This is a genomic window from Nocardia sp. PLKS1-43 (assembly GCF_059510335.1).
The window spans coordinates 149,633-171,218 of record NZ_JCAJZQ010000004.1; the positions used below are offsets into that span (position 1 = coordinate 149,633).

At 68.3% G+C, this 21,586-nt stretch carries 21 protein-coding genes; 14 read left to right on the forward strand and 7 right to left on the reverse strand.

Going from position 1 to position 21,586, the window contains the following annotated elements; genetic code table 11:
• Window positions 1-85: 85 nt before the first annotated feature.
• From AC5WS7_RS16190 to AC5WS7_RS16220, 7 genes are all read left to right on the forward strand, one after another.
• Window positions 86-1,264 carry an acyl-CoA dehydrogenase family protein gene (locus AC5WS7_RS16190; RefSeq protein WP_495955315.1) on the forward strand — a complete coding sequence of 393 codons (1,179 nt, stop codon included), beginning with the start codon at window positions 86-88 and terminating at the stop codon, window positions 1,262-1,264.
• Between the two features lie 126 nt (window positions 1,265-1,390).
• The gene (gene fabG, locus AC5WS7_RS16195) at window positions 1,391-2,131 is read left to right on the forward strand and encodes a 3-oxoacyl-ACP reductase FabG (RefSeq protein ID WP_495955316.1); all 741 of its coding nucleotides are present in this window, start codon (window positions 1,391-1,393) and stop codon (window positions 2,129-2,131) included.
• Between the two features lie 74 nt (window positions 2,132-2,205).
• Window positions 2,206-2,355 (forward strand): hypothetical protein, encoded by a 150-nt coding sequence (locus AC5WS7_RS16200; RefSeq protein WP_495955317.1) that lies wholly within the window; start codon window positions 2,206-2,208, stop codon window positions 2,353-2,355.
• Window positions 2,356-2,374: 19 nt separating this feature from the next.
• Window positions 2,375-2,515 carry a hypothetical protein gene (locus tag AC5WS7_RS16205; protein WP_495955318.1) on the forward strand — a complete coding sequence of 47 codons (141 nt, stop codon included), beginning with the start codon at window positions 2,375-2,377 and terminating at the stop codon, window positions 2,513-2,515.
• A 101-nt stretch (window positions 2,516-2,616) separates the two neighbouring features.
• Window positions 2,617-4,989, forward strand: coding sequence for a CaiB/BaiF CoA transferase family protein (locus tag AC5WS7_RS16210; protein WP_495955319.1), 2,373 nt, complete (start codon window positions 2,617-2,619; stop codon window positions 4,987-4,989).
• A gap of 3 nt (window positions 4,990-4,992) precedes the next feature.
• The gene (locus tag AC5WS7_RS16215) at window positions 4,993-6,252 is read left to right on the forward strand and encodes an acyl-CoA dehydrogenase family protein (RefSeq protein WP_495955320.1); all 1,260 of its coding nucleotides are present in this window, start codon (window positions 4,993-4,995) and stop codon (window positions 6,250-6,252) included.
• Window positions 6,253-6,303: 51 nt separating this feature from the next.
• The gene (locus tag AC5WS7_RS16220; RefSeq protein ID WP_495955321.1) at window positions 6,304-7,407 is read left to right on the forward strand and encodes an acyl-CoA dehydrogenase family protein; all 1,104 of its coding nucleotides are present in this window, start codon (window positions 6,304-6,306) and stop codon (window positions 7,405-7,407) included.
• A gap of 22 nt (window positions 7,408-7,429) precedes the next feature.
• Here the strand turns inward: AC5WS7_RS16220 and AC5WS7_RS16225 are convergent, their stop codons facing one another.
• The 3 genes from AC5WS7_RS16225 to AC5WS7_RS16235 all read right to left on the reverse strand — a co-directional run bounded on the left by AC5WS7_RS16225 (window position 7,430) and on the right by AC5WS7_RS16235 (window position 10,860).
• Window positions 7,430-8,818 carry an amidohydrolase family protein gene (locus AC5WS7_RS16225; protein WP_495955322.1) on the reverse strand — a complete coding sequence of 463 codons (1,389 nt, stop codon included), beginning with the start codon at window positions 8,816-8,818 and terminating at the stop codon, window positions 7,430-7,432.
• Complete coding sequence (locus AC5WS7_RS16230) at window positions 8,815-9,987, reverse strand: CoA transferase (protein WP_495955921.1); 1,173 nt, start codon at window positions 9,985-9,987, stop codon at window positions 8,815-8,817. The genes AC5WS7_RS16225 and AC5WS7_RS16230 overlap by 4 nt, the downstream gene beginning before the upstream one ends.
• An 81-nt stretch (window positions 9,988-10,068) precedes the next feature.
• A complete protein-coding gene (locus AC5WS7_RS16235; RefSeq protein ID WP_495955323.1) occupies window positions 10,069-10,860 on the reverse strand; it encodes an SDR family NAD(P)-dependent oxidoreductase in 792 nt (263 codons plus the stop codon).
• Window positions 10,861-11,109: 249 nt separating this feature from the next.
• On the opposite strand from AC5WS7_RS16235, the gene AC5WS7_RS16240 reads away from it, so the two are divergent.
• Together AC5WS7_RS16240 and AC5WS7_RS16245 are read left to right on the forward strand one after the other, a co-directional pair.
• On the forward strand, window positions 11,110-12,315 hold the full coding sequence (locus tag AC5WS7_RS16240; protein WP_495955324.1) for an acetyl-CoA C-acetyltransferase: 1,206 nt from the start codon (window positions 11,110-11,112) through the stop codon (window positions 12,313-12,315).
• Window positions 12,316-12,397: 82 nt separating this feature from the next.
• Window positions 12,398-13,174, forward strand: coding sequence for an SDR family NAD(P)-dependent oxidoreductase (locus AC5WS7_RS16245; protein WP_495955325.1), 777 nt, complete (start codon window positions 12,398-12,400; stop codon window positions 13,172-13,174).
• Between the two features lie 18 nt (window positions 13,175-13,192).
• On the opposite strand, the gene AC5WS7_RS16250 is transcribed toward AC5WS7_RS16245, so the two are convergent.
• Genes AC5WS7_RS16250 through AC5WS7_RS16260 form a run of 3 tightly spaced genes read right to left on the reverse strand, consistent with a single transcriptional unit; the run spans window position 13,193 to window position 15,538 of the window.
• Window positions 13,193-14,380 (reverse strand): thiolase C-terminal domain-containing protein, encoded by a 1,188-nt coding sequence (locus AC5WS7_RS16250; protein ID WP_495955326.1) that lies wholly within the window; start codon window positions 14,378-14,380, stop codon window positions 13,193-13,195.
• Between the two features lie 5 nt (window positions 14,381-14,385).
• Window positions 14,386-14,805, reverse strand: a complete 420-nt coding sequence (locus tag AC5WS7_RS16255; protein ID WP_495955327.1) for a Zn-ribbon domain-containing OB-fold protein — start codon at window positions 14,803-14,805, stop codon at window positions 14,386-14,388.
• A gap of 1 nt (window position 14,806) precedes the next feature.
• Window positions 14,807-15,538, reverse strand: a complete 732-nt coding sequence (locus AC5WS7_RS16260; RefSeq protein ID WP_495955328.1) for a FadR/GntR family transcriptional regulator — start codon at window positions 15,536-15,538, stop codon at window positions 14,807-14,809.
• Window positions 15,539-15,698: 160 nt separating this feature from the next.
• Here AC5WS7_RS16260 and AC5WS7_RS16265 point away from each other — a divergent pair, with 160 nt between their 5' ends.
• A complete protein-coding gene (locus AC5WS7_RS16265) occupies window positions 15,699-16,526 on the forward strand; it encodes an SDR family NAD(P)-dependent oxidoreductase (protein WP_495955329.1) in 828 nt (275 codons plus the stop codon).
• Window positions 16,527-16,547: 21 nt separating this feature from the next.
• The gene (locus AC5WS7_RS16270; protein ID WP_495955330.1) at window positions 16,548-17,018 is read left to right on the forward strand and encodes a nuclear transport factor 2 family protein; all 471 of its coding nucleotides are present in this window, start codon (window positions 16,548-16,550) and stop codon (window positions 17,016-17,018) included.
• A 180-nt stretch (window positions 17,019-17,198) separates the two neighbouring features.
• Here the strand turns inward: AC5WS7_RS16270 and AC5WS7_RS16275 are convergent, their stop codons facing one another.
• Window positions 17,199-18,326 (reverse strand): CaiB/BaiF CoA transferase family protein, encoded by a 1,128-nt coding sequence (locus tag AC5WS7_RS16275; protein ID WP_495955331.1) that lies wholly within the window; start codon window positions 18,324-18,326, stop codon window positions 17,199-17,201.
• Window positions 18,327-18,646: 320 nt separating this feature from the next.
• Here AC5WS7_RS16275 and AC5WS7_RS16280 point away from each other — a divergent pair, with 320 nt between their 5' ends.
• The 3 genes from AC5WS7_RS16280 (at window position 18,647) to AC5WS7_RS16290 (ending at window position 21,493) form a co-directional block, all read left to right on the forward strand.
• Window positions 18,647-19,663 carry an LLM class flavin-dependent oxidoreductase gene (locus AC5WS7_RS16280; RefSeq protein ID WP_495955332.1) on the forward strand — a complete coding sequence of 339 codons (1,017 nt, stop codon included), beginning with the start codon at window positions 18,647-18,649 and terminating at the stop codon, window positions 19,661-19,663.
• Window positions 19,664-19,737: 74 nt separating this feature from the next.
• Window positions 19,738-21,177: an MFS transporter gene (locus AC5WS7_RS16285; protein ID WP_495955333.1), complete on the forward strand. Its 1,440-nt coding sequence runs from the start codon at window positions 19,738-19,740 to the stop codon at window positions 21,175-21,177.
• 115 nt (window positions 21,178-21,292) lie between these two features.
• Window positions 21,293-21,493, forward strand: a complete 201-nt coding sequence (locus tag AC5WS7_RS16290) for a ferredoxin (RefSeq protein ID WP_495955334.1) — start codon at window positions 21,293-21,295, stop codon at window positions 21,491-21,493.
• Window positions 21,494-21,586 lie beyond the last annotated feature (93 nt).

Genomic DNA, 21,586 nt, shown 5'->3' on the forward strand with positions numbered 1-21,586 from the left:
TGCTCTCAGCAAGCAGCGTCAATTCATGATAATAGTTCGAACCATAACATTTGACAGCATGATTGGTTGGGGTGATACTTCCATCATGGCAAGCACTTCGGCAGTGAGTCCGGAAGATTTCGCTGACATCCTGGCGCAGACTCGCGAGTTCGTCCGCAAGCAAGTGGTGCCGCGGGAACAGGAGATCGCGGATACCGACAGCATCCCCGAGGACATCCGCGCGAACGCCGCGGCGATGGGCCTGTTCGGTTACGCGATCCCGCAGGAGTGGGGCGGGCTCGGGCTCGATTTGACCCAGGACGTCGAGTTGGCGATGGAATTCGGCTACACGGCGCTGTCGCTGCGCTCGATGTTCGGCACCAACAACGGCATCGCGGGACAGGTGCTGGTGGGATTCGGTACCGATGAGCAGAAGGCGCGGTGGCTCGAGGACATCGCCTCGGGGGCGGTCGTCGCCTCGTTCGCTCTCACCGAACCCGGGGCGGGATCGAATCCGGCCGGATTGCGGACCAGGGCCGTGCGCGACGGCGAGGATTGGGTCATCACCGGCCAGAAGCGCTTCATCACCAACGCCCCGCTGGCGGATCTGTTCATCGTGTTCGCGCGAACCCGGGCGGCGGACGAGCACGGCACCGGGATCGCGGTCTTCCTCGTGCCCGCGAACACACCCGGAGTGGAAGTAGGTCCCAAGGACCGCAAGATGGGGCAGGAGGGAGCCTGGACCGCCGACGTCCATTTCACCGACGTCCGGGTTCCCGCCGCGGCGCTCGTGGGCGGTAGCGAGGATGTCGGCTACCGCGCGGCGATGACCTCGCTCGCCCGCGGCCGCGTCCACATCGCGGCGTTGTCGGTGGGCACCGCGCAGCGCGCCCTGGACGAGGCGAGTGCGTATGCCGCGACCGCGACACAGGGCGGAACCCCGATCGGGGACTTCCAGCTCGTGCAGGCGATGATCGCCGATATCGCGACCGGCGTCATGGCGGGCCGGGCGATGGTTCGCGAGGTCGCGGCGCGCTACGTCTCCGGCGAGGACCGGCGGATCGGCCCGTCCGCGGCCAAGCTGTTCTGTACCGAAATGGTCGGCCGCGCAGCCGATCTCGCGGTGCAGGTGCACGGCGGATCGGGCTATCTGCGCGAGGTTCCGGTGGAGCGGATCTACCGGGACGTGCGGCTGCTGCGGCTCTACGAGGGCACCAGCGAGATCCAGCGCCTGATCATCGGCGGCGGCGTGGTGAACGCGGCCAAGAAGGCTGCCGGGCGCTGAGTCGGCGCACTTCCGGCAAGGCTTGGCGTTGCCGGGTAGTGCGGGCGTGATGATCGCACCGCGGCGCGGCCGGCCCGGATTGCGCGGCGCCGACCGGATTCGATTCGAGACGAACAGGAGTGAACATTGGGACTACTGGATGGCAGGGTCGCCGTCGTGACCGGCGCGGCGCAGGGGATCGGCCTGGAGATCGCGCGGACCTTCGTGCGGGAGGGCGCCCGGGTCGTGATCGCTGACGTCAACGACGAGGCGGGTGCGCGGGCGCAGGACGAACTCGGTGGCGCGGGGGTCGCGAGATACGTGCGCTGCGATGTCCGCGACAGCGCCGCGGTGGAGGCGGCCGTCGATATCGCCGAGGACGCCTTCGGGCCGCTCGGCGTCTTCGTCAACAACGCTGGTATGACGCGGGATTCGACGATGCGCAAGATGAGCGAACAGGATTTCGACGACGTCATCGCCGTCCACCTCAAGGGCGCGTGGAACGGCACCCGGTCGGCCGCGAACCGGATGCGCGAGCACGGCGGGGGCGCGATCGTCAACATCTCCTCGATCTCGGGCAAGGTCGGCATGCTGGGGCAGACCAACTACTCGGCGGCCAAGGCCGGAATCGTCGGTTTGACCAAGGCGGCCGCGAAGGAGGTCGCCTTCAAGGGCGTCCGCGTCAACGCGGTGCAGCCCGGACTGGTTCGCACGGCGATGACCGAGGCGATGCCCGAGCGCATCTGGGAGCAGAAGCTCGCGGACATCCCGATGGGCCGCGCCGGCGAGCCGAGCGAGGTCGCCTCGGTGGTGTTGTTCCTGGCCAGCGACCTGTCGAGCTATATGACGGGCACCGTGCTCGAGGTGACCGGCGGCCGTCTGATGTGACGGCGAACGGCCTCTTGCCTTAATTCATGACTATCATTATGGTGATCTAAGAGATTCACAGCTGAGGAGCGGAGATGTCCGACAACACACCCGGTACGCAGGCCTCCGGCGGTAGCCGCCTGCGCTGCAACGAATGCGGTTCCGAGGCGATCGTCACGACCGCGGGCGGGTCCACGCTGACCTGCTGCGGGGTCCCCCTCGAGATCACCTTCGCCGGCAGCTGACCGGAGAGAGGACATCACGATGAACGAGATCGGTAAGCGCTACACCTGCGCCACCTGCCAGACCCAGGTCATCTGCGTCAAGAAGGGCGCGGGCAGGTTCAGCTGCCACGGCGCTCCCATGGAACTGCTCACCGCCAAACCCCTGCCGTCCTCGGACTAGGTATTCGGCTCGAGCCGAAATTCTTTGTGCCGCAACACCGTCCATCGCGCGTGACCGCGCCGGGACCGGTGCGGTCCTCGTGTAACAGAAGGAGTGTTCAGATGGCTGGTCCACTCGACGGACTCGTCGTTATCGATGCGAGCTGGGGTATGCCGGCGGCCATCTCGACGATGACGCTGGCCGACTACGGCGCCCGCGTCGTCAAACTCGAGCGCCCCGGCGGCCCGGTCGACGCGAATTCGGCTCTGCGCAGGTCCACCGACCGGGGCAAATGGAGTGTCGAGGCGGATCTGAACACACCCGAGGGGCGTGCGATCGCCGGACAGCTGCTGGCGAACGCGGACGTCTTCGTCGAATCCTTCGGCACGGGCCGGGCCGAAGCGCTCGGTCTCGGCTACGACCGGATCCACGAGCTGTTTCCCGAACTGGTCTACTGCTCGGTCACCGGCTACGGCAACGACGGCCCGCTGGCCGCACGCCCGGGATACGAGGCGTTACTCAACGCGCGCCTGGGTCAGATGGCCGAGCAGGGTGGTCACCGCGACGGCCCGATCTTCATGGGGCATCCGACCGTCTCCTACGGCACGGCATTCATCACCACGATCGGAATCCTCGCCGCGCTGCGGGCCCGCAAACTCAACGGCTCGGGTCAGAAGGTCGACACGTCCCTGCTCGACGGCATGCTCGCGATCTCGTCGATGAACTGGTGGTGGAACGAGAAGGACATCTCCTATCTGGCCCGCAGTGGAAACCAGAAGGGTTTCGGCAACAAACGGCTGATCACCGACCCTTTCCAGTGCGCGGACGGCAAGTGGTTGATCCCGCACACCGGCGGGCCCGGATCGTACAAGCGGATGATGGATCTGCTGGGCTTCGGCGAGCAGACGCAGACGATCGCCGGTCCGGAGATGGCGGTACCGCTCGACGACGTCGAACTGGACATAGCCCGGAACAAGGTGCCGCAGGCATTCCGGTCGCGTCCCCGCGACGAATGGCTCGAGCTGTTCCACGCGGCGGACATCGCGGCGCTGCCCGTGCTGCATCCCGAGGAAACCTTCGCCGACGATCAGGTCGTCTTCGCCGGGGTGGCGATCGAGCTGCCCGACGCCGAATACGGCACGCTGCGGCAGATCGGCCCGGTGATCCGCTTCGAGAAGTCCTCGCCCGCGACACCCGAGCCGGCCCCGCGCGTCGGTGCGCACAACGAGCTCATCGGCGAGATCACCCGCTCGCCGATCTGGGCGCCCGCGCCGGTGGGCGGTGCGATCGGCGCACCGCTGGAGGGCGTGAAGATCCTGGACTTCAGTTCCTATTTCGCGACCGGTTTCGGTGCCCGGCTGCTCTCGGACCTGGGCGCCGACGTGATCAAGATCGAGCCGCTGGTCGGTGATCAGATGCGCCCGCTCGGAGACCTTTTCGAGGCGGCCAACCGCGGTAAGCGCAATATCGCGCTGGATCTGCGTACCGCCGAGGGGCAGGAGATCGCGCACCGCCTGGTCGCCGAGGCCGACGTGGTGATGCAGAACTATCGCCCCGGCAAGGCCGAGAAGATCGGCCTGGGTTACGAGCAGCTGCGAGCGATCAACCCTGACCTGATCTACGCCTACCTCCCCGGATTCGGGTCGAGCGGACCGAAGTCGACGCTGAAGTCGTTCGCGCCGTTGGTATCCGGTCTGGTGGGTCTGAACTTCGAGGGCGCGGGCGCGGGCAATGCGCCGATCCGCCGGGTGATCGGCAACGAGGATCTGTACAACGGATTCCTCGGCGCCGTCACCGTCCTGCTCGCGCTGCACCATCGCGCGAACACCGGCGCGGGGCAGTATGTCGAGAGCCCGCAACTGCATTCGAGTCTGTTCGTGATCAGCGAGCACTCCGCCACCCTGGACGGTGTCGCGGTGCCCGCGCATCAGCTCGACGCGCAGCAGATGGGTCTGTCCCCGCTCTATCGCCTGTACCGCACCGCCGATGGCTGGATCGCGATCGCGGTATTCGGTGACGCCGCCTTCGGCCGGCTGGCCGCCGCGCTGGGCCTGCCCGCATTGGCCACCGACCGACGGTTCACGAGCACCGCGGCGCGCGCCGCGAACGCGGACGCGCTCGCGGATCTGCTCACCGCCCGATTCGCGGAACTGCAAAGCGCACAAGCGTTCACGCTCCTCGACGACAATCGCGTGCCCGCCGAGATCCCACTGGACTACCCGGTCATGCCGGAGCTGCTGTGGGAGGAATGGGCTGTCGAGTCGGGGCGGGTGGTCGAACATCACCATCCCGAATACGGCTGGTCGCGGGAGGTCGGCATGGTGATCCATCTGTCCGATACGCCGGGGCGGTTCAAGGGCGGAAGTCCACGGCTGGGCCGGGATTCGGCGGAGATTCTCGGCGAACTCGGCTACTCCGCCGACCGGGTCGCCACCTTGCTGGAGACCGTGTGCGGCGTACCCGCGGTCGCCGTAGCGGCGGCGAAGGAAGCCTGAGCCATGGACATCAGCTATCCCGCGGCGGCGGAGGCGTATCGCACCGAGGTCCGCGCACTGCTCGAACCCGAACTGCCGCAGGACTGGCGGGGCATCGGCGCCCTGCCCGCCGCCGAACAGGAAGAGTTCCTGAAGAGCTGGCGAAAGGTCTTGTCCGACAACGATCTTCTTGCGGTCTCCTGGCCGAGGGAGTTCGGCGGCGCCGGTCTGTCCAGCATCGAACAGGTCGTGCTGAACGAGGAACTCATGCGCTTGGGCGTGCCGGACGGCACCGAGAACGACACCCTGGGCATCAAACTGCTCGGCAACACCATCACCGTGCTCGGCACCGATGAGCAGAAGCAGTACTTCCTGCCGCGCATGCTGTCCGGGGAACATGTGTGGTGCCAAGGCTATTCGGAGCCCGAGGCCGGATCCGATCTGGCCGGGATGCGCACGCGCGCGGTGCTCGACGGCGACGAATGGGTGATCAACGGTCAGAAGACGTGGACATCGCAGGGGCACAACGCCAACTGGATCTTCGTGATCGCGCGCACCGATCCGGCCGTGGCCAAGCACAAGGGGTTGTCGTTCCTGCTGGTGCCGATGGATCAGCCCGGCGTCCAGGTGCGGCCGATCCTCAACGCGGCCGGTTACGTCGCCTTCAGCGAGGTGTTCTTCACCGATGCGCGGACCCCGGCCTCGCATGTGCTCGGCGGTGTGGGCGGCGGCTGGAAAACCGCCAATACGCTGCTGGGTTTCGAGCGCGGGGTGCGCGCGACCACCGACGCGGTCCGCTTCGGCCGTGAGGTCGAGCGATTGATCGAACTGGCCCGCGAGCGGGGCCTGACCACCGACCCGCGGATCCGCGCGGAACTGGCGTGGTGCTGGTCGCGGGTGCAGACCATGCGTTTTCGCGGATATCGCGCCCTGACCAAACTGCTCAACGGCGGATCGTACGGCGTGGACGGATCGTTCTCGAAGGTGATCTGGAGCGAATTCTTCCAGCGGCTCACCGAGGTGGGGATGGAGGTGCTCGGACTCGAGGCGCTCACCCCGACCGGCGCGGGCAACGACGGCATCCTGGTGACGCCCAATCCGGGCACGGCCAATTCGTCGCGCTGCTGGACCGACATCGCGCTGTACGCCCGCGCCGCCACCATCTACGGCGGCAGTTCGCAGATCCAGCGCAACATCATCGGCGAGCAGTTGCTCGGGCTGCCGAAGGAACCGCGCCTGGACGGCGGTCCCTTCCAGGACATCGGGCGCCGTCGCAGCGCCTGATTCGACACCTCGCCGCAGCCACGGCGATACGGAAGAACGGAAGACAAGACCGTGTACTTCGCATTCGACGAAGATCAGGAGGAGTTTCGGAGTTCGCTTCGCCGTCTCCTGACCGAACGCGCACCCATGAGCCGCGTGCGAGAGATCGTCACGAGCGGCGGTCACGATGCCGACACCTGGCGGCTGCTGGCCTCGAATATGGGCGTTCCGGGCCTGCACGTCGCGGAGGAGTTCGGCGGCGGCGGGTTCAGCTTTCTCGAAACAGTGATCGTGGCACAGGAATTGGGCCGCGCGCTCACGCCGGTGCCGTTGATCGCCACCACCGGGGCGATCGAGGCCGTGCTGCGGCTCGGGTCCGCCGCGCAGCATCGTGAACTGCTGCCGAAACTGTTGGACGGCAGCGTGATCGGCGCACTGGCGCTCAGCGGGTCCGATGACACCGCGGTCGGTTCCGCGCGGGTGCGTGCGACGGGTGATCGTTCGGCGCCCACGCTGACGGGCCGGCTCGACTACGTCGCCTTCGGGCATGTGGCCGATCTGCTGGTCGTCCCGGCGTTGGCTCCGGGCGGCGACGAGGTGGCGCTGTACGTGCTCGACGCGCGCGCCGACGGTGTAAGCATCACGGCGCGAACATCTTTCGACCCGACCCGGCCGATGGCGACGGTCGATCTGGCCGATGCGCGGGCCCGGTTGCTGGGGGCCGATCCGGCCGCGATCGGGCGCGTGGTCAATGTCGTGCGCACCCTGCTCGCGAACGAGGCGCTCGGGGCGAGCGAAGCCGTGCTCGAGATGGCCGTGGACTATGCCAAGCAGCGCGTCCAGTTCAATCGCCCGATCGGATCCTTCCAGGCCATCAAGCACAAGTGCGCCGATATGGCCATCGCGATCGATGCGGCGCAGGCGACGGTCATGTACGCCTCGATGTGCGCGAACGAGGACAACGAGGAGTTCCCCCGGGTCGCGGTGATGGCCAAGGCGCAGGCCTCGGAATGCCTGACTCTCTGTGCGGCACAGAACATTCAGGTGCACGGCGGTATCGGGTTCACCTGGGAGGCCGAACCGCATCTGTACTTCCGTCGCGCGAAGGCCACCGAACCGATCCTCGGCAACAACGCGCACCACACCGAACTGCTGGCCGGACTCGTCGGGATCTGACCGGCGGGCGGTACCGGATCGCCTACCGCTCGTGGACGATTCGCCCACCGATGAGCGTGCAGCGCACCGCGTCACCGCTCGGTCGCGAGTGCACCTCGGCGATCGGCCGATCCAGGAGCACCAGATCCGCCGCCGCGCCGGGGACGACGGCGCGGGGCGGGCCACCCGGATCGAGCAGCGGAGTCAGGTAGCGTGCGAGGGCATCGGATGGCCGGAGCGTCTCATCGGCGCCGACAAGGACGCCGTCCGGAGCCCGCCGCGTGGTGGCCGCGGCGATCACCTGCCACGGATCGGCGGGGCCGTAGGGGGCATCGCTCGAAAGGGCAAGGCGCACACCGGCTTCGCACAGGCTCCGGCAACGGTAGAGGTCCGGCAGATCGCGGGCGTCGACGCGACGCAGATAGTCGTCGCCGCGGTCGGCGATGAAGCCGGGCTGGGTCACGACGGTGATCCCGAGGCGTCGCAGTAGCTCGACCGACTCCGCCGGGATCAGCGCACCGTGTTCGATCCGATCGCCCGGAATCACGCCCGTGGCGTCCAAGACAGCGAGCAGGATCAGCAGAGCCTCACGGCTGACGCAGTGCACCGCGACGGGGCGTCCGAGTTCGTGCGCCTGCCGGACGGTGGCCTCGAGGCTCTCGATATCGGGCAGGTCGGAGTCCGCGATGACGATCTTGTACGGCCCGGTCGTGACGGCGGGATCGCCGGGATGCCCGAGCGGCGCCCCCAGCAGATTCAGCCGTTGCGGAATCGACCCCGAGGCGACCGCGCCGATCAGGCCGGTGAGCGATTGCGCGCTGAGATCCGGTGTGGCATCGGTGATTCCGGTGATCCCGAACCGGGCGAGTCGCGTGCCGACCGCGGTGAGGTCCGGTGGCCCGGTGTCGGGCAACCGCGATCGCAGCCAGGTATCCGCGCGCCAGACGCGGCCGGTGGCGCGGCCGTTGCCGTCGCGTTCCACCCCGTGCTCGGTCGCCGAATCGAGGCCGACGAGGCGGGCCGCGGCCGAGTTGAGCATCCACATCGCCCCGCTGCGATGCTGGACGCGCACCGGACGGTCGCGGTACAGCGCGTCGAGTGCGCTCGAATCCAGCAGTCCGGCAACGGTTTCGACGTAACCGACGCCGCGTATCCAATCCTCGCCGGGAGCGGCGGCCAGCGCGTCGGCAAGTTCGCGGGCGGTGCGGACATGCGGTGGACCGCAGCGGACCGAATTCGAATCGGCCGCCATAGCGTGCAGGTGCAGGTGATGATCGTGCAGGCCCGGCAGCAGTGCCCCGCCCTCGGCGTCGAGGACAGGGGGGCCGGGTGTCGGCGGTGCCGTCCCGATCGCGGCGACGCGATCGTCCCGTATCAGGACGTCGGCGCGCGTTCCGGAAACCTCGGCATCGCGAATCAGCAACTCGGTCATGGGTTTCGCCTGCGCAGCCGGGCGAGAACCGCGTCGGTGTCGCGGCCGCTGGGTGGCGCCTCTCCGGCCACTTCCCGGCGGCTCGGCGCGAGAATCCGTGTTTCGTCGACGGTCTCGGTGACCGATTCGGAATCGAGCGTCGCCGCCACGACCGAGGACATCGCGATGTCCCACAACCGGCCGGAGCCGTCGGCCGGTGCCGACATCGCCAGCGCCGCCGCGGTCAGTCCGGTCAGCGGGTCGGCGATCGCGTCACCCACGAAAAGCGGTGTGCCGCTCTCGGTTCGGGCGACGAGTCCGGCGCAGGCGGCGATATCGTCGCCGAATCCGACCCGGTTCGAATCCCGGCCGTGCGCGGTGATCGAGACCCAGGTTCCGCCGGCCTCGGCGAAACCCTGTGCGTCGAGCCCGAATCCGGCCAGGGCGCGCGGGCGCGACGCCTCGATCACGATATCCGCCGAGGCCACCAGGTCGGCGAGTATGCCGCGCTGCTCGCGGTCGCCCGGGTCCAGCACGACCGATTCGTGGCCCGCGTGCAACAGGCGATAGAAACCGGCATCGCCGCGGCGCGCACCGTCGGGTCGCGTGGGCGTCTCGACCTTGATGACGTGCGCGCCCGCCAGGCCGAGCAGGTGCGCGCACAGCGGTCCCGCCCACAGCGCGCTGAAGTCCACCACTAACAGGCCGTCCACCGAACGTGGAGAGAGTGGTTGTGGCACAGGTGTTTTCACCTGAGCGACGGGGCCTGCGGCCACGCCCAGCAGTTCTGCCCGTTCGGCCAATTCGGCCCCGGTATGTGTGCGCAGCCAGTCCGCGACGTGGGGCCACGGATCGTCGCCGACCTCGCGGCAGACGAGCGCGCCGAGCAGGACCGGATCGTCGGGCCGGGCGCAGCTGACCGCGGCCCAGCCGTCCGCGGTGGGCAGCAGGCGGCACTGTCCGCCCGCCGAGGTGGTGCCGCCACGCCCGAATGCGGTGAAGGCGGCCCGCTCGGAGAGCAACCGGGCCCCGTCCAGCCGGACGCGGCCGTCGGTCGCCCTGGCGATCCATTCGGTGTGCCGCCGGGCGACGGTCGCCGCTGAGCCGGGAGGAATCAGCGGTGAACCGTCGGCGTATCCGGTGAGCAGCGGCACGCCGCTCTCGGCCCAATCGCGCACACGATGCGCCATATCTCCCGAGGTGCCGGACACTTCGCCGATCCTACACGCCGCTAATAATCATGCGCAGGAATTTGTGGTCGAGATATCTGTTCAGAAGGCGCTGCGGCCGCCGTCGACGGTGTAGATGCCGCCGGTGACCCAATCGGCCTCGTCGCTGGCCAGGAACAGCGCGATCGAGGCCAGATCGTCCGGGGTGCCGAGGCGGCGCAGCGGAAAACGCGCGGCGGCGGCGTCGTCGAGGGCGGCCTGGTCCGCATCCGGCGCGGCCGCGCCGCGGTCGACGCGCGAGCGGTACACCAGCGGGGTCGGGATGGTGCCCGGGCAGATCGCGTTGACGCGCACGTTGTCCGGCCCGTACGTGACGGCCATCTGTTTGGTCATCGCGATGACTCCGCCCTTGGCCGCGGCGTAGGGGAAGATTCCGGGCAGTCCGATCAGCCCGCCCATACTGGCCTGGTTGATGATCGATCCCGTCCTGCGTTCGATCAGGTGGGGCAGGGCGTATTTCGAGGTGAGCCAGACGCCCTTGAGGTTGACCGCGATGACCCGGTCCCATTCCTCCTCGGTGGTGTCGGCCGCGTCGCCGGCGCCGTTGATCCCGGCGTTCGCGAAGACCACGTCGAGCTGTCCGAACTCCGTGAGCACCTCGGCGATCATCCGCCGCGCGTCGGCGTCGGCGGTGATGTTCGCGGTGACCGGCAGCGCGCGCCCGCCCGCCGCGACGATCCGCTCGGCGGCGGCCTCCGCCGCCGCGCTGTCGAGATCGACGACGGCGACGGCCGCGCCTTCGCTCGCGAAGCGAATCGCCGAGGCCAGGCCGAGGCCCGATCCCGCGCCGGTGATCACTGCGACCTTGCCGGTCAAGCGTCCATTGGTGCTCATCGTGTTACCTCCAGAGATTATGGGTCCGGGTCTTCCGCCGCGCCGAAGTCACTGTAAATGTTTATCATGATTGACATTTTCTTTCACCTGACTGACGATGTCGGTACCAATCCTTTCGGGCTCGCGGGCCCGCGACACGACTAGGGCACCGGGCGTGAGCTACTACCTGAACGACGAAGAGACTTTTCTGGCGGGGACGGTGCGTGCGATCACCACACCACTCGTGGCGCGCGGAGGTCTGTGATCGCGATGAGTGGCTCGAGACGTGCGGCGCTGGTGGCCCCCGTCCGCACCGCGGTCGGACGCTTCGGTGGCGCGCTGAAGGATGTGCCCGCGGTCACGCTGGCGAAAACGGTTCTGACCGAGACGATCTCGCGTTCGGGAATCGATCCCGAACGAATCGAGGACGTCGCGATGGGGCAGTCGTACGCGAATTCGGAGGCTCCCTGCATCGGCCGCTGGGCCGCTCTGGACGCGGGCCTGCCCCTCTCGGTGGCCGGATTGCAGACCGACCGCCGGTGCGGGACCGGACTGCAGGCGGTGGTGACCGCCGCGATGATGGTGCAGACCGGGGCCGCGGACGTCGTCGTCGCCGGGGGCGTGGAGTCGATGAGCACCATCGAGCACTACACGACCGGGGCTCGCTGGGGCACCCGCGCCGGCGGCCTGCAACTGTTCGACCGCCTCGACCGTGGTCGGGAGCGTTCGCAGCCGGAATGGCGATTCGGCCGGATCAGCGGAATGATCGAAACCGCCGAGAACGTCGCCGCCCGTTACGGGATCACTCGCGAGGAGTCCGACATCCTGGCCGCGGAAAGTCACCGCCGCGCCCACGAGGCCTGGGAGACAGGGCGTTTCGATGCCGAGGTCGTGCCCGTCGAGCTCACCGACCGCAAGGGTAACGTGACGAAATTCGTTCGCGACGAAGGGATCCGGCCGGACACCACTCCCGAAACCCTCGCGAAGCTGCGAGCGGTCACGCCGGGGGGAGTGGTGACCGCGGGCAACGCCAGCCAGCAGAACGATGCCGCGGCGGCGGTGCTGGTCGTCGCCGAGGATCGTCTGGACGAGCTGGGACTCGAGCCGATCGGCTTCCTGGACGGCTGGACCGCCGCCGGATGCGATCCGGCGTTGATGGGCCTGGGGCCGGTGGCCGCGGTGGAGAAACTCTTCGCGCGCAACGGTTACGGCTTCGACGACTTCGAATTGATCGAGCTCAACGAGGCATTCGCCTGTCAGGTGCTCGGCGTCCTGCGCGGCTGGGGCTGGGACGACCGGGATCGGTTGAACGTCAACGGTTCCGGGATCTCGCTCGGCCACCCGATCGGCGCCACCGGTGTGCGCATGCTGACCACGGCGCTGTACGAGTTGCGTCGTCGCGGCGGTGGCCGCGCGCTGCTGACCATGTGCATCGGCGGCGGTCAGGGGATGGCGGCCGCGATCACCTCGGTCTGAGATACGTCCGGTCGGCTGTCGGCGTGTGTCGCGTGTAGGGAGAAGAGCATGAGCGCAGAGCAATTCGTGTGGGCGGACGTTCATGTCTGACCGGAGCGCGATCGTCACGGGCGGTGCAAGCGGGATCGGGGAGGCCTGCGCCGAGCGACTGGCCGCCGACGGGTTCCACGTGCTCGTCGCGGATGTGCGGGAAGAGTCCGGCCGGAGCGTCGCCCGGCGGATCGGCGGCGAGTTCGTATACACCGATGTGACCCGCGAGGACGATATCGAGACGTTGGTGAACCGCGTCGGATCGCTCGACGTATTCTTCGCCAACGCAGGCGTTTTCGGTGCGCTGGGACCGATCGAGCGGACCGACGCCGCCGAAGCCGACCGCACGATAGCGGTGAACCTGCGCGGGACACTGCTGTGCCTGAAGCACGCGGTTCGCGTGATGCGCCCGCGCGGGCGGGGTTCGATCATCGTCACCGCGAGTCCGGGCGGGGTCGTCGGCGGCGTCGGCCCGCACGTCTACAGCGCGACCAAGGCCGCGGTCGCCGGGCTGGTGCGATCGGTCGCCGCCGAGGTGCGCGACCACGGCATTCGGGTCAATTCTGTTGTGCCAGGGGCGATCGTCTCGGCGATGACCGCCGCCGTGCTCGCCGACGACCCCGCCGACCTCGACGCGGCGGCGCGGGCGATGGCTCCGAGCCCCCTGGTCGGGCGGCCGGGCGTACCCGGGGATGTGGCCGGTGCGGTGTCGTTCCTGGCGAGCCGGGACTCCGCATTCGTCACCGGCACAGAGCTTTTCGTCGATGCGGGGTACACCCACGCCCCGGGCCCGGCGAGCTTCGCCGAGGGCAGGTTCGCCGGGCACTGAGCCCCCCGGGGGCCGGGCTCAGCTGTCCCGGCTGAACACGAATGCGGTCGATTTCACCAATCCGTTGGAGACGGTGACCAGCGCCCGGGACGCACCGGGCACCTGGCGTTCCCCGCCGCGGCCCGTCACCTGCAGAACTGCCTCGGCCAGATGCGTCATCCCGTGCAGGCGGCCCTCGCCGAGCGCGCCGCCGCCGGTGTTCACCGGGAGCTTGCCGGTCAGCGCGGTATGTCCGTCGCGGGCGAACGGCACGGCCTCACCGCGATCGACGAAACCCATCCCCTCCAGCCAGGTGTACACGAAAACGCCGAAACCGTCGTACAACTGGGCGTTGTCGATATCCGACGGGCCGAGACCGCTTGTGCGCCACAGCGTTCGCGCGATCTGCCCGGAGCCTTCGACGAGGTCCTCCAACGTCATCACCGCACCGGTCGGCGCGGCATGCGTGCCCGCGGCGAAGCCGGTGAGCAGCGCCGGCGGCTGTCGCAGATCCCGGGCGCGCTCGGTCGATGTGAGCACGAGCGCCACCGCGCCGTCGACGGGCAGGTCGCAGTCCAGGATCGACATCGGATCGGCGATCATGCGGGCATTCAGATAGTCCGCGGTGGTCAGGGGCTTCCCACGCCAGTACGCGTTCGGGTTCTTCTGCGCGTTGTCCCGGTTGGCCACGATGAACGGACTCAGGTCCGCCCGGGTCAGGCCGTTCAGGTCGAGGTATCGGCGCAGGACGGTCGCGGCCCACGCGGGCGGCATGCTGAAGCCGAACGGGGCCTGGAACTGGTCCGGGCCGGCGGCAATCGTGTTGTCGTAGTTGATGTATCGGCCCTTGGGCACATGCAGTGCGCGGTAGACGATCGCGTGCGTGCACACCCCGGAGTGGATCGCCATCGCGGCGTCCATCACGCTCTGGGTCACCATGCCGTTCGTCGATCCGGTCCAGGTGATCTGCGGTTTGATGCCGAGCAGCTCCGGAAGGTAGTACGGCGTGACGACGTCGATGCCCTCGCCGGTGCCCTTCGTCCCGCCGTAGCGCGGCATCGACGGGGAGGTGGCGATGCCGTCGACATCGCCGCGGGTGAGACCGGCGTCGGACAGTGCGCGATCGCACGCCTCGACGGTGAGCGCCGCGAGCGTGCGCGGCAACCGCCGGCCGAGTTCGCTGTATCCGACACCCGCGACCGCGACCTTGTCCCGCAGCTCCCACATATCTCTCACACTTTCGCCAACCGGAACTGCGGCAGTACGCAGTCCTCGGAGATCTCTTCGAATTCCACCTCGACGGCCGCGCCGATCCGCACGTCGTCCGGTCCGGCGCCGAGCAGATCGGCCACCATCAGCAGTCCGGGTTGTTCCACCAGCTCCACCACGATGACCACGAGCGGCACCAGCCCGGCGAATCCGGGGCCGGGCGCCTCGTCCAGTACGGTGTAGCTGTACACGACGCCGCGGCCCGAGACCGGCTCGTAGGCCAGCTCCTCGCTGCCGCAGGCCGGGCAGGTCAGGCTCGGCGCGTGGTTGAAACGCGAACAGGCGGCGCATCGCTGAATACTGAGCGTGCGCGCCCGGACGCTGTCCCAGAATCCCTCGGTCACATCGTCGGGGAAGGGGACCGGTCTGCTGGCGGTCGTCATCTCACATCTTCCACATCACTGGTGCCGCAAGCACTTTGGCGTAGTGCTTCTCGGTATAGGTGGCAAGCGCCTGCATCTGCGTGGCCATCAGCTCCTCGGCGCGGTCGGCATCGCGTTCGGAGATCGCCGTGGCGATCGAGGACTGGATGTCGACGGTCAGCCGCCGCTGCTTCGGCGGATATTCGATGCCGACCGCGGCTCCGTCCAGAATGTCGAACAGCGCGTTGAACAGCGCCGCGAAGATCAGGTTGCCCGACCCCTCGGCCACGGTGGTGTGGAACCGGCGGGTCTGGGCCAGGAATCCCGCGTGGTCGTCGAGATTCTGGCGTTCGAGTTCGATGATCTCGAACAGTTTGGCGATATCCTCCTCGCTCATGCGCTGGGCGGCGAGCCGGGCCATATGCGGTTCCAGCGCGGCGCGGGTCTCGATCACCGTCTGGAACGGCGCCTGCTGGAACTGCAACAGCAGACTCAGCGAGGTGGCCAGCGCGGAACTGTCCGGCTGCTGCACGATCGGGCCGCCGCTGGGGCCGGGCTTGAGCGTGATGACGCCCTGTAATTCCAGGAAGCGCAACGATTCTCGCAGCGTGCCGCGCCCGACGTCGTAGTCCTCCAGCATCGCTTTCTCCGGGGGCAGTCGATCTCCGACCTGATTCCCGCGGGCATTGATGTCCTCGACGATGCGCTGTGCCACGAGCAGCGCGGTCTTCTTCGGTCGTTCCAAAGCGGTCATAATCGTTCTCCCCTGGGTGGCACTCTTGTGCTGGCAGCTCCCACACCCTACATTCAATGCTATTCATGTGTATAGATTGGCGCGCAAATCGGTGCGTGTCGCTCTGCCGGGCGCGCATCTGCTCCCCGCTCGGTTCTCCTCCCGGATGAAAGCAGGAAGCATGCTGGGCGACAAAAGGATTCTCGTCACAGGCGCGGCGCGGGGTATGGGCCGCGAGCTCGCGCTCGAGGCGGCCCGGCAGGGCGCGACCCGGATCGGCATCACCGATGTCGACGACGCGGAATTGGCGGTGACGGCCTCGCTCGTCGCCGAATCGGGCGCGCAGGTGCGGCGGATGCGGGCGGACCTGCGTTCCACCTCCGAGATCCGGGACATGGTGGAGGATTTCGCGAGTTGGGCCGGTGGTCTGGACACGCTGTTCAACAATGCGGGCGTGCTGGATCACATGTTCACCGATGCGGACCGGACCGGGGTGGAAACGCTCGCGGAAGAGGTCTGGGACACGGTGATGGATATCAATCTCAAGGCGGTCTGGTCGGCGATCAAGTTCGCGGCTCCGCATCTGCGCGCGTCCGATCGCGGGCCGTCGGTGGTCAATGCCGCGTCGGTCGCGGGCCTGGCCGGTACGCATATGCCCGCGTACGGGGTGTCGAAGGCGGCGGTGATTCAGCTGACCAAAGTGGCGGCGGTGAACCTGGCGCCGCACGTCCGGGTGAATTGCTATTGCCCGGGCGCGATTCGCACCCCGATGAGCGATGCGCATCTGGCCGCCGCGACGGACAAATCCGCCCGCGCGCGGTCGATGTACGGAACGCACCTGATTCCCCGGCTCGGCCTGCCGGTCGAGGTGGCGCGTACCGCGTGCTTCCTGGCCGGCGACGAGGCGTCGTTCCTGACCGGCGTCGCGGTCCCGGTCGACGGCGGCACGATGGCCTGGCGCGGCGTGCACGATGTGGTCTCGGTCGATGAGGCGTTGTGTGACAAATGATTTGCGATCGCGAGAACGCTCATGAGCGGTGACGAGCTGACCGAACTGCGGGAGCGGGTGCGGCGGCTGGAAGCGGCCGAGATCGCGCGCGACCACGTGCACGCCTATGCGCGGGTCCTCGACGATCCGCGGCCGGAAACGGTGACGGCGCTCTTCGCCCCTGACGCCGTACTCACCACGCCGTCACGAAAGGTGCACGGCCGTGCGGAGATTCGCGCGTTCTTCGAACGGGCCTTCCGGGCCGATCGGTCGGTCAAACGGCATTTCATCGCCAATGCGCGAACGACCTGGCTCGGCGATTCCCGGGTGCGCGTGCGGTCCCAGGTGTTCTTCACCGGTCGCGGCGCCGATCGTTCCGTCATTGGGTGGGGCGGCTACGACGACATCGTGGACGTCAGCGGGCCGGAGCCGAGCTTCGTGGAGAAGAACATGGTGATCGAGGTGAGCACCGATCTGGCCGCCGGATGGCCGCACGCTCCCGAAATTCCCTGAGCCCGGCGCGGCTCGGGTTGCGTGGCACCTGAATCCGCGACCGGGGCGCATTCTGTGCCCGGAGAAGCATTGGCGCGCACGAGGTTCGGCGCTGTGCAGCGGCAGGCGACGACCGCGGGTTGCGGAATCGCCGAAGCGGCGCGGGGACAGGCGATCCCGCGCCGCCCGATTCGGCGACGTTCAGCGAACCGGGAGCTTCGGCGGATTGGTCCGGTAGGTGGCCGGTGTGCGGGACAACCGAATCGGGTTGCGCACCTGGGCGATTCCCCGGCCCCCGGATTCCTCGGTCGGCAGCGCCACGGGTTCCAGGCCGAGGCTTTCCGCGAGGGCGACGGCCTGGCCGATGTCGTTGATCGGGCCGGCGGGCACCCCGGCGTCGACCAGGACGGTGAACCAGTGGTCCGCGTCGCGCGTGCGGAAAACGCTCTCCAGATCCGCGATCAGCGCCTCGCGGTGGGTCACGCGGTCGGTGTTGCTGCGATACCGCGGATCCTCGGCCCATTCGGGACGGCCGAGCGCGCGGCACAGGGCGATGAACTGTTTGTCGTTCGCGGCCGCGATGGCCAGCGGCCGGTCGGCGGTGGCCACCGGCTGATACGGCGCGACGCTCGGGTGCGCGTTGCCCATCAGCTTCGGCACGTTGCGGGTGAGGATGTGCCCGGAGACCTGGTTGGTCAGCGAGGCCAGCGCCGAGGACAGCAGGTTCACCTCGACCCGCTGCCCCTGCCCGGTGCGCAACCGGTGGATCAGCGCGGTCTGGATGCCGAGCGCGGCGTGCAGTCCGGTGATGGCATCGATCATCGCGACGCCGACCTTGGCCGGGCCGGTCTCCGGATGGCCGGTGATACTCATCAGCCCGCCGGTGGCCTGCGCGATCAGGTCGTAGCCGGGCAGATGCGCACCCTTACCGGAACCGAAGCCGGTCACCGAGCAGTACACCAGCGCGGGGTGTTCGGCCGCGAGCTGCTCGTAGCCGAATCCGTATCGCTCCAGCGTGCCGGGTTTGAAGTTCTCCACCACGACGTCCGCGCCGCTGATCAGCTCCCGGGCCACCGCGCGGTCCGCCTCGTCGGTCAGGTCGAACGCGACCGACGTCTTGTTCCGGTTGAGCCCCAGGAAGTAGGTGGACTCGCCCTCGTGCCAGGGTGGTCCCCAGCCGCGGGTGTCGTCGCCGACGCCGGGGCGTTCCAGCCGGATCACCTCCGCGCCGAAGTCGGACAGCAGCATCGTCGCGTAGGGGCCCGCCAGCACGCGACTGAAGTCGACGATGCGCATCCCGGACAGGGCTCCGGGTTCGGTGACGGTCATGGTCGTCCTTTCCTGCTGCGGTCGATCGCCGCGGGAGTCTGTTCGCCGAGGAATTGCGCGATCGGCCGGAATCGGACCAAACCCTACACATTCATGCGCATGGTTGCTATGGTTCTACTGGATTTGCGAGTGACCTGGAACACGTGAAGTGAGGTGCACAACCCATGGCCGGAGACTCCGGAACGGCCGCCACCAGCCGAAACCGCTTGCGCGGTAACCGCTGGAGTTCGGCGATGGCCGTCACGAACGCAGGTGGCTCGGCGTCGGTATACCGCGACGCACGAAGCGGCAATATCTTTGCCGGGGCGTGAGGGACGACTGTGAAACTGGCTCTGCGCTTCGATATGCGGGCCCCCGGGATCGGGGTGGGCAGTCCCGATCAGTACGCCGCCGCGCTCGATCACGCCGCGTGGGCGGACGAACTCGGGTTCGAGACGGTCTATCTCGCCGAACACCACGGCGCCGATGACGGCTACTGCGCCGCCCCGATGATCCTGGGCTCGGCGATGCTCGGCCGGACCCGCCGGATAACGGTGCATCTGTCCGCGCTGGTCGCGGTTCTGCACCATCCGCTGCGGCTGGCCGAGGACCTCGCGGCGCTCGATCTGATCGGCGGCGGCCGGGTCGAGGTCACACTCGGACTGGGCTACCGCGATTCGGAATATCGGATGTTCGGCATCGAGCGTCGCCGGCGCGTGCAGGTTCTGGAAGAGATCGTCGAGGTGCTGCGACAGGCGTGGACCGGCGAGGAGTTCGACTTTCGCGGCGAACCGGTGAAGGTCCGCCCGCGCCCCGCGCGCCCGCAGGGTCCGCCGCTCTACGTCGGCGGCTCGGCCGAGGCGTCCGCGATCCGGGCGGCCAGGATCGGTGACGGATACCGCCCGGCCGGGTCCGAGAAGGACCGGCTCTACGAGATCTACGCCGCCGCGCGCCAACGGCTCGGTGAGCCGGTTCCGCCGCGCGCCCCGGTGCTCGGACCGCTGTTCCTGTTCGTCTCCGAGGATCCCGCGCGCGACTGGGAGATCGTCGCCCCGCACGTGCTGTACACGACCAACGCCAATGCGACCTGGGCTCGCGAGCGCGGGGTGGGCACCACCGCCTACCGGCCCGCCGCGGGACTGGCCGAGTTGCAGGCCGACCCGAATATCCGGGTGGTGACCCCGCAGGAGTGCGTCGAGCTCTGCCATAAGCTCGGGCCCGACGCCGAACTGGTCTTTCAGCCCCTGATGGGCGGACTGCCCCTGGACGCGGGCCGACGCAGCCTGCGCCTGTTCGAAACCGCGGTCCTGCCCGAACTCGTCGAGTTGGGCTACCGCCCCCGGAACCGCCGCCCCTGAGCGGCATCGACAGACGACTTTTCCGAATACGCCCGGGCTCCCGGGCATCTCCATCCACTCAATGAAGAGGCAAGATGACAACTACTGCAACGGATTCGAACGGCAGTGAGGTGTCGGCCGCGATGCCACGCGGCCTGGTCCTGATGATCGGCTATTTCGTCATCCTGGCCACCCTGGTGCTGACCATTCCGCTCAAGCTGCTCGGCCAGATCGGGCCCGCCCTCGGTGCGTCGAGCAGCCTGCTCAACTGGGTGGTGATCATCGGCTCGCTCAGCGGGGCGATCGGCACATCCCTGCTCCCGCCGCTCGCGTCGCTGTTCGGGCAGCGGCGGATGGCCCTGGTCACGATGGGCCTGCTGACGTTCGGCAGCGTCCTGGGAGCCTGCGCGCCGAATATGACCGTGCTGCTGATCGGCAGGTTCATCGGCGGGTTCACCCTCGGCGCCATCGCCCTCGCGCTGGCGATCGCACGGTCCAACCTGACCGGGCGGACGCTGCGGGTCGTGCTGTCCTGGATCGCGGCCGCGGAAGGGATCGCCGCCGGCCTCTCGTTCGCCATCGGCGGACTTCTCACCGACACCGTGCACGTGAACTGGCGGATCGTCTTCGTGATCCTCGCGGTGCTGGGAATCGTCGGATTCCTGGGCACGCTCGCGGCGGTCCCGAGCCGGCAAGGCCCGGGTCGCGGCCGGGTCGACTGGGTCGGCGGGCTGCTGCTCGCCGTCGCGCTCGCCCTGATCCTGGTTCCGCTCAGCATGGGTTCGAAGTGGGGCTGGTCGTCGCCGAAAACGTTGGTGCCGTTGGTGTTCGGTGCCATCGTGGTGGCGGTCTGGTGGAACGTCGAGGCGCGGGTGTCCGAGCCGCTGGTCGACACCCGTGCGCTGCGGAACATGAACTTCCTGCGCGGCTGGCTGGTGTTCTTCCTGGCCGGCATGCTCGCCTGGATCGTCAACTTCACGCTGCCGACGTTCACCGAGGTTCCCGCGTCGGCCGGTTTCGGTTTCGGCTACGACGAACTGACCAGCGGTCTGCTGATGCTGATGTTCTGCTTCGGCATCGTGGCGGGCAGTGCGTCGGTCGGGCCGCTGAGCCGGGTCGTCCCGGCTCGTGTGCTGTGCCTGTTGGCGTTCGTCGGCTGTGGCGTCGGCATGCTGCTCATCGCGTTCGCCCACGGGTCGGAATGGCAGCTGTGGGTGTGGCCGATCATCGTCGGCCTGTCGTACGGACTCGCCGTCGCCAGCGCCTACCTGACGTTCATTCAGGCCCTGCACCCCGATCAGGTCGCGACGGCGGCGAGCATCGGGCAGATCAGCGGTCCCCTGGGCGGCGCGATCGGCAGTGCGGCGATCAGCGCGGTGCTGACGGCGCAGGTGGTGAAGGTGGGGCACAAAGCGGTTCCGACTCAGCACAGTTTCCAGCTGGGCTGGGTGATCGGGGCCGGGCTCTCGGTGGTCGGCTTGCTGCTGGTCGCGCTCATCCGGGCTCCGAAATCCGCTGCGGCCGAGTCGGCCTGATGACCCCGGGCAGGGCCCCGCATCCGGCCGGATGCGGGGCCCTGCCTCCTCCGCGTGGCCGATCGGAGCCGGAACGAACCACCCCGCGACAACGTGACCGCTGGAGAGGACGACGATGTTCATTTCGATCGACAAGGCCCGGTGTATGGGCCACGGCCGCTGCTATGCGATGGCCGAACGGCTGCTGACCGACGACGACGATGGATTCGTGGCCGAGCGCGGCCGCACCTGGGAAGTCCCGGAGGAATTGACCGCCGAGGCCGAGTCGGCGGCGCACGCGTGCCCCGAATCGGCCATCGCGGTACGCAATTCGTAACTCCCGCAGTGCCCCGGAACGACCGACGGCCCGGCATCCTCGTGAAAGGATGCCGGGCCGCAGGTCGGTGTTCCGACGTGAATCCGACTGTGC

Coding starts and splice junctions, on each gene's coding strand:
- AC5WS7_RS16210 (WP_495955319.1), top strand. CDS start 2,617: ATGGCTGGTCCACTCGACGGACTCGTCGTTATCGATGCGAGCTGGGGT.
- AC5WS7_RS16265 (WP_495955329.1), top strand. CDS start 15,699: ATGCTGGGCGACAAAAGGATTCTCGTCACAGGCGCGGCGCGGGGTATG.
- AC5WS7_RS16230 (WP_495955921.1), bottom strand. CDS start 9,987: ATGGCGCATCGTGTGCGCGATTGGGCCGAGAGCGGCGTGCCGCTGCTC.
- AC5WS7_RS16235 (WP_495955323.1), bottom strand. CDS start 10,860: ATGAGCACCAATGGACGCTTGACCGGCAAGGTCGCAGTGATCACCGGC.
- AC5WS7_RS16260 (WP_495955328.1), bottom strand. CDS start 15,538: ATGACCGCTTTGGAACGACCGAAGAAGACCGCGCTGCTCGTGGCACAG.
- AC5WS7_RS16205 (WP_495955318.1), top strand. CDS start 2,375: ATGAACGAGATCGGTAAGCGCTACACCTGCGCCACCTGCCAGACCCAG.
- AC5WS7_RS16245 (WP_495955325.1), top strand. CDS start 12,398: ATGTCTGACCGGAGCGCGATCGTCACGGGCGGTGCAAGCGGGATCGGG.
- AC5WS7_RS16225 (WP_495955322.1), bottom strand. CDS start 8,818: ATGACCGAGTTGCTGATTCGCGATGCCGAGGTTTCCGGAACGCGCGCC.
- AC5WS7_RS16255 (WP_495955327.1), bottom strand. CDS start 14,805: ATGACGACCGCCAGCAGACCGGTCCCCTTCCCCGACGATGTGACCGAG.
- AC5WS7_RS16200 (WP_495955317.1), top strand. CDS start 2,206: ATGTCCGACAACACACCCGGTACGCAGGCCTCCGGCGGTAGCCGCCTG.
- AC5WS7_RS16290 (WP_495955334.1), top strand. CDS start 21,293: ATGTTCATTTCGATCGACAAGGCCCGGTGTATGGGCCACGGCCGCTGC.
- AC5WS7_RS16275 (WP_495955331.1), bottom strand. CDS start 18,326: ATGACCGTCACCGAACCCGGAGCCCTGTCCGGGATGCGCATCGTCGAC.
- AC5WS7_RS16270 (WP_495955330.1), top strand. CDS start 16,548: ATGAGCGGTGACGAGCTGACCGAACTGCGGGAGCGGGTGCGGCGGCTG.
- AC5WS7_RS16215 (WP_495955320.1), top strand. CDS start 4,993: ATGGACATCAGCTATCCCGCGGCGGCGGAGGCGTATCGCACCGAGGTC.
- AC5WS7_RS16190 (WP_495955315.1), top strand. CDS start 86: ATGGCAAGCACTTCGGCAGTGAGTCCGGAAGATTTCGCTGACATCCTG.
- AC5WS7_RS16250 (WP_495955326.1), bottom strand. CDS start 14,380: ATGTGGGAGCTGCGGGACAAGGTCGCGGTCGCGGGTGTCGGATACAGC.
- AC5WS7_RS16240 (WP_495955324.1), top strand. CDS start 11,110: ATGAGTGGCTCGAGACGTGCGGCGCTGGTGGCCCCCGTCCGCACCGCG.
- AC5WS7_RS16285 (WP_495955333.1), top strand. CDS start 19,738: ATGACAACTACTGCAACGGATTCGAACGGCAGTGAGGTGTCGGCCGCG.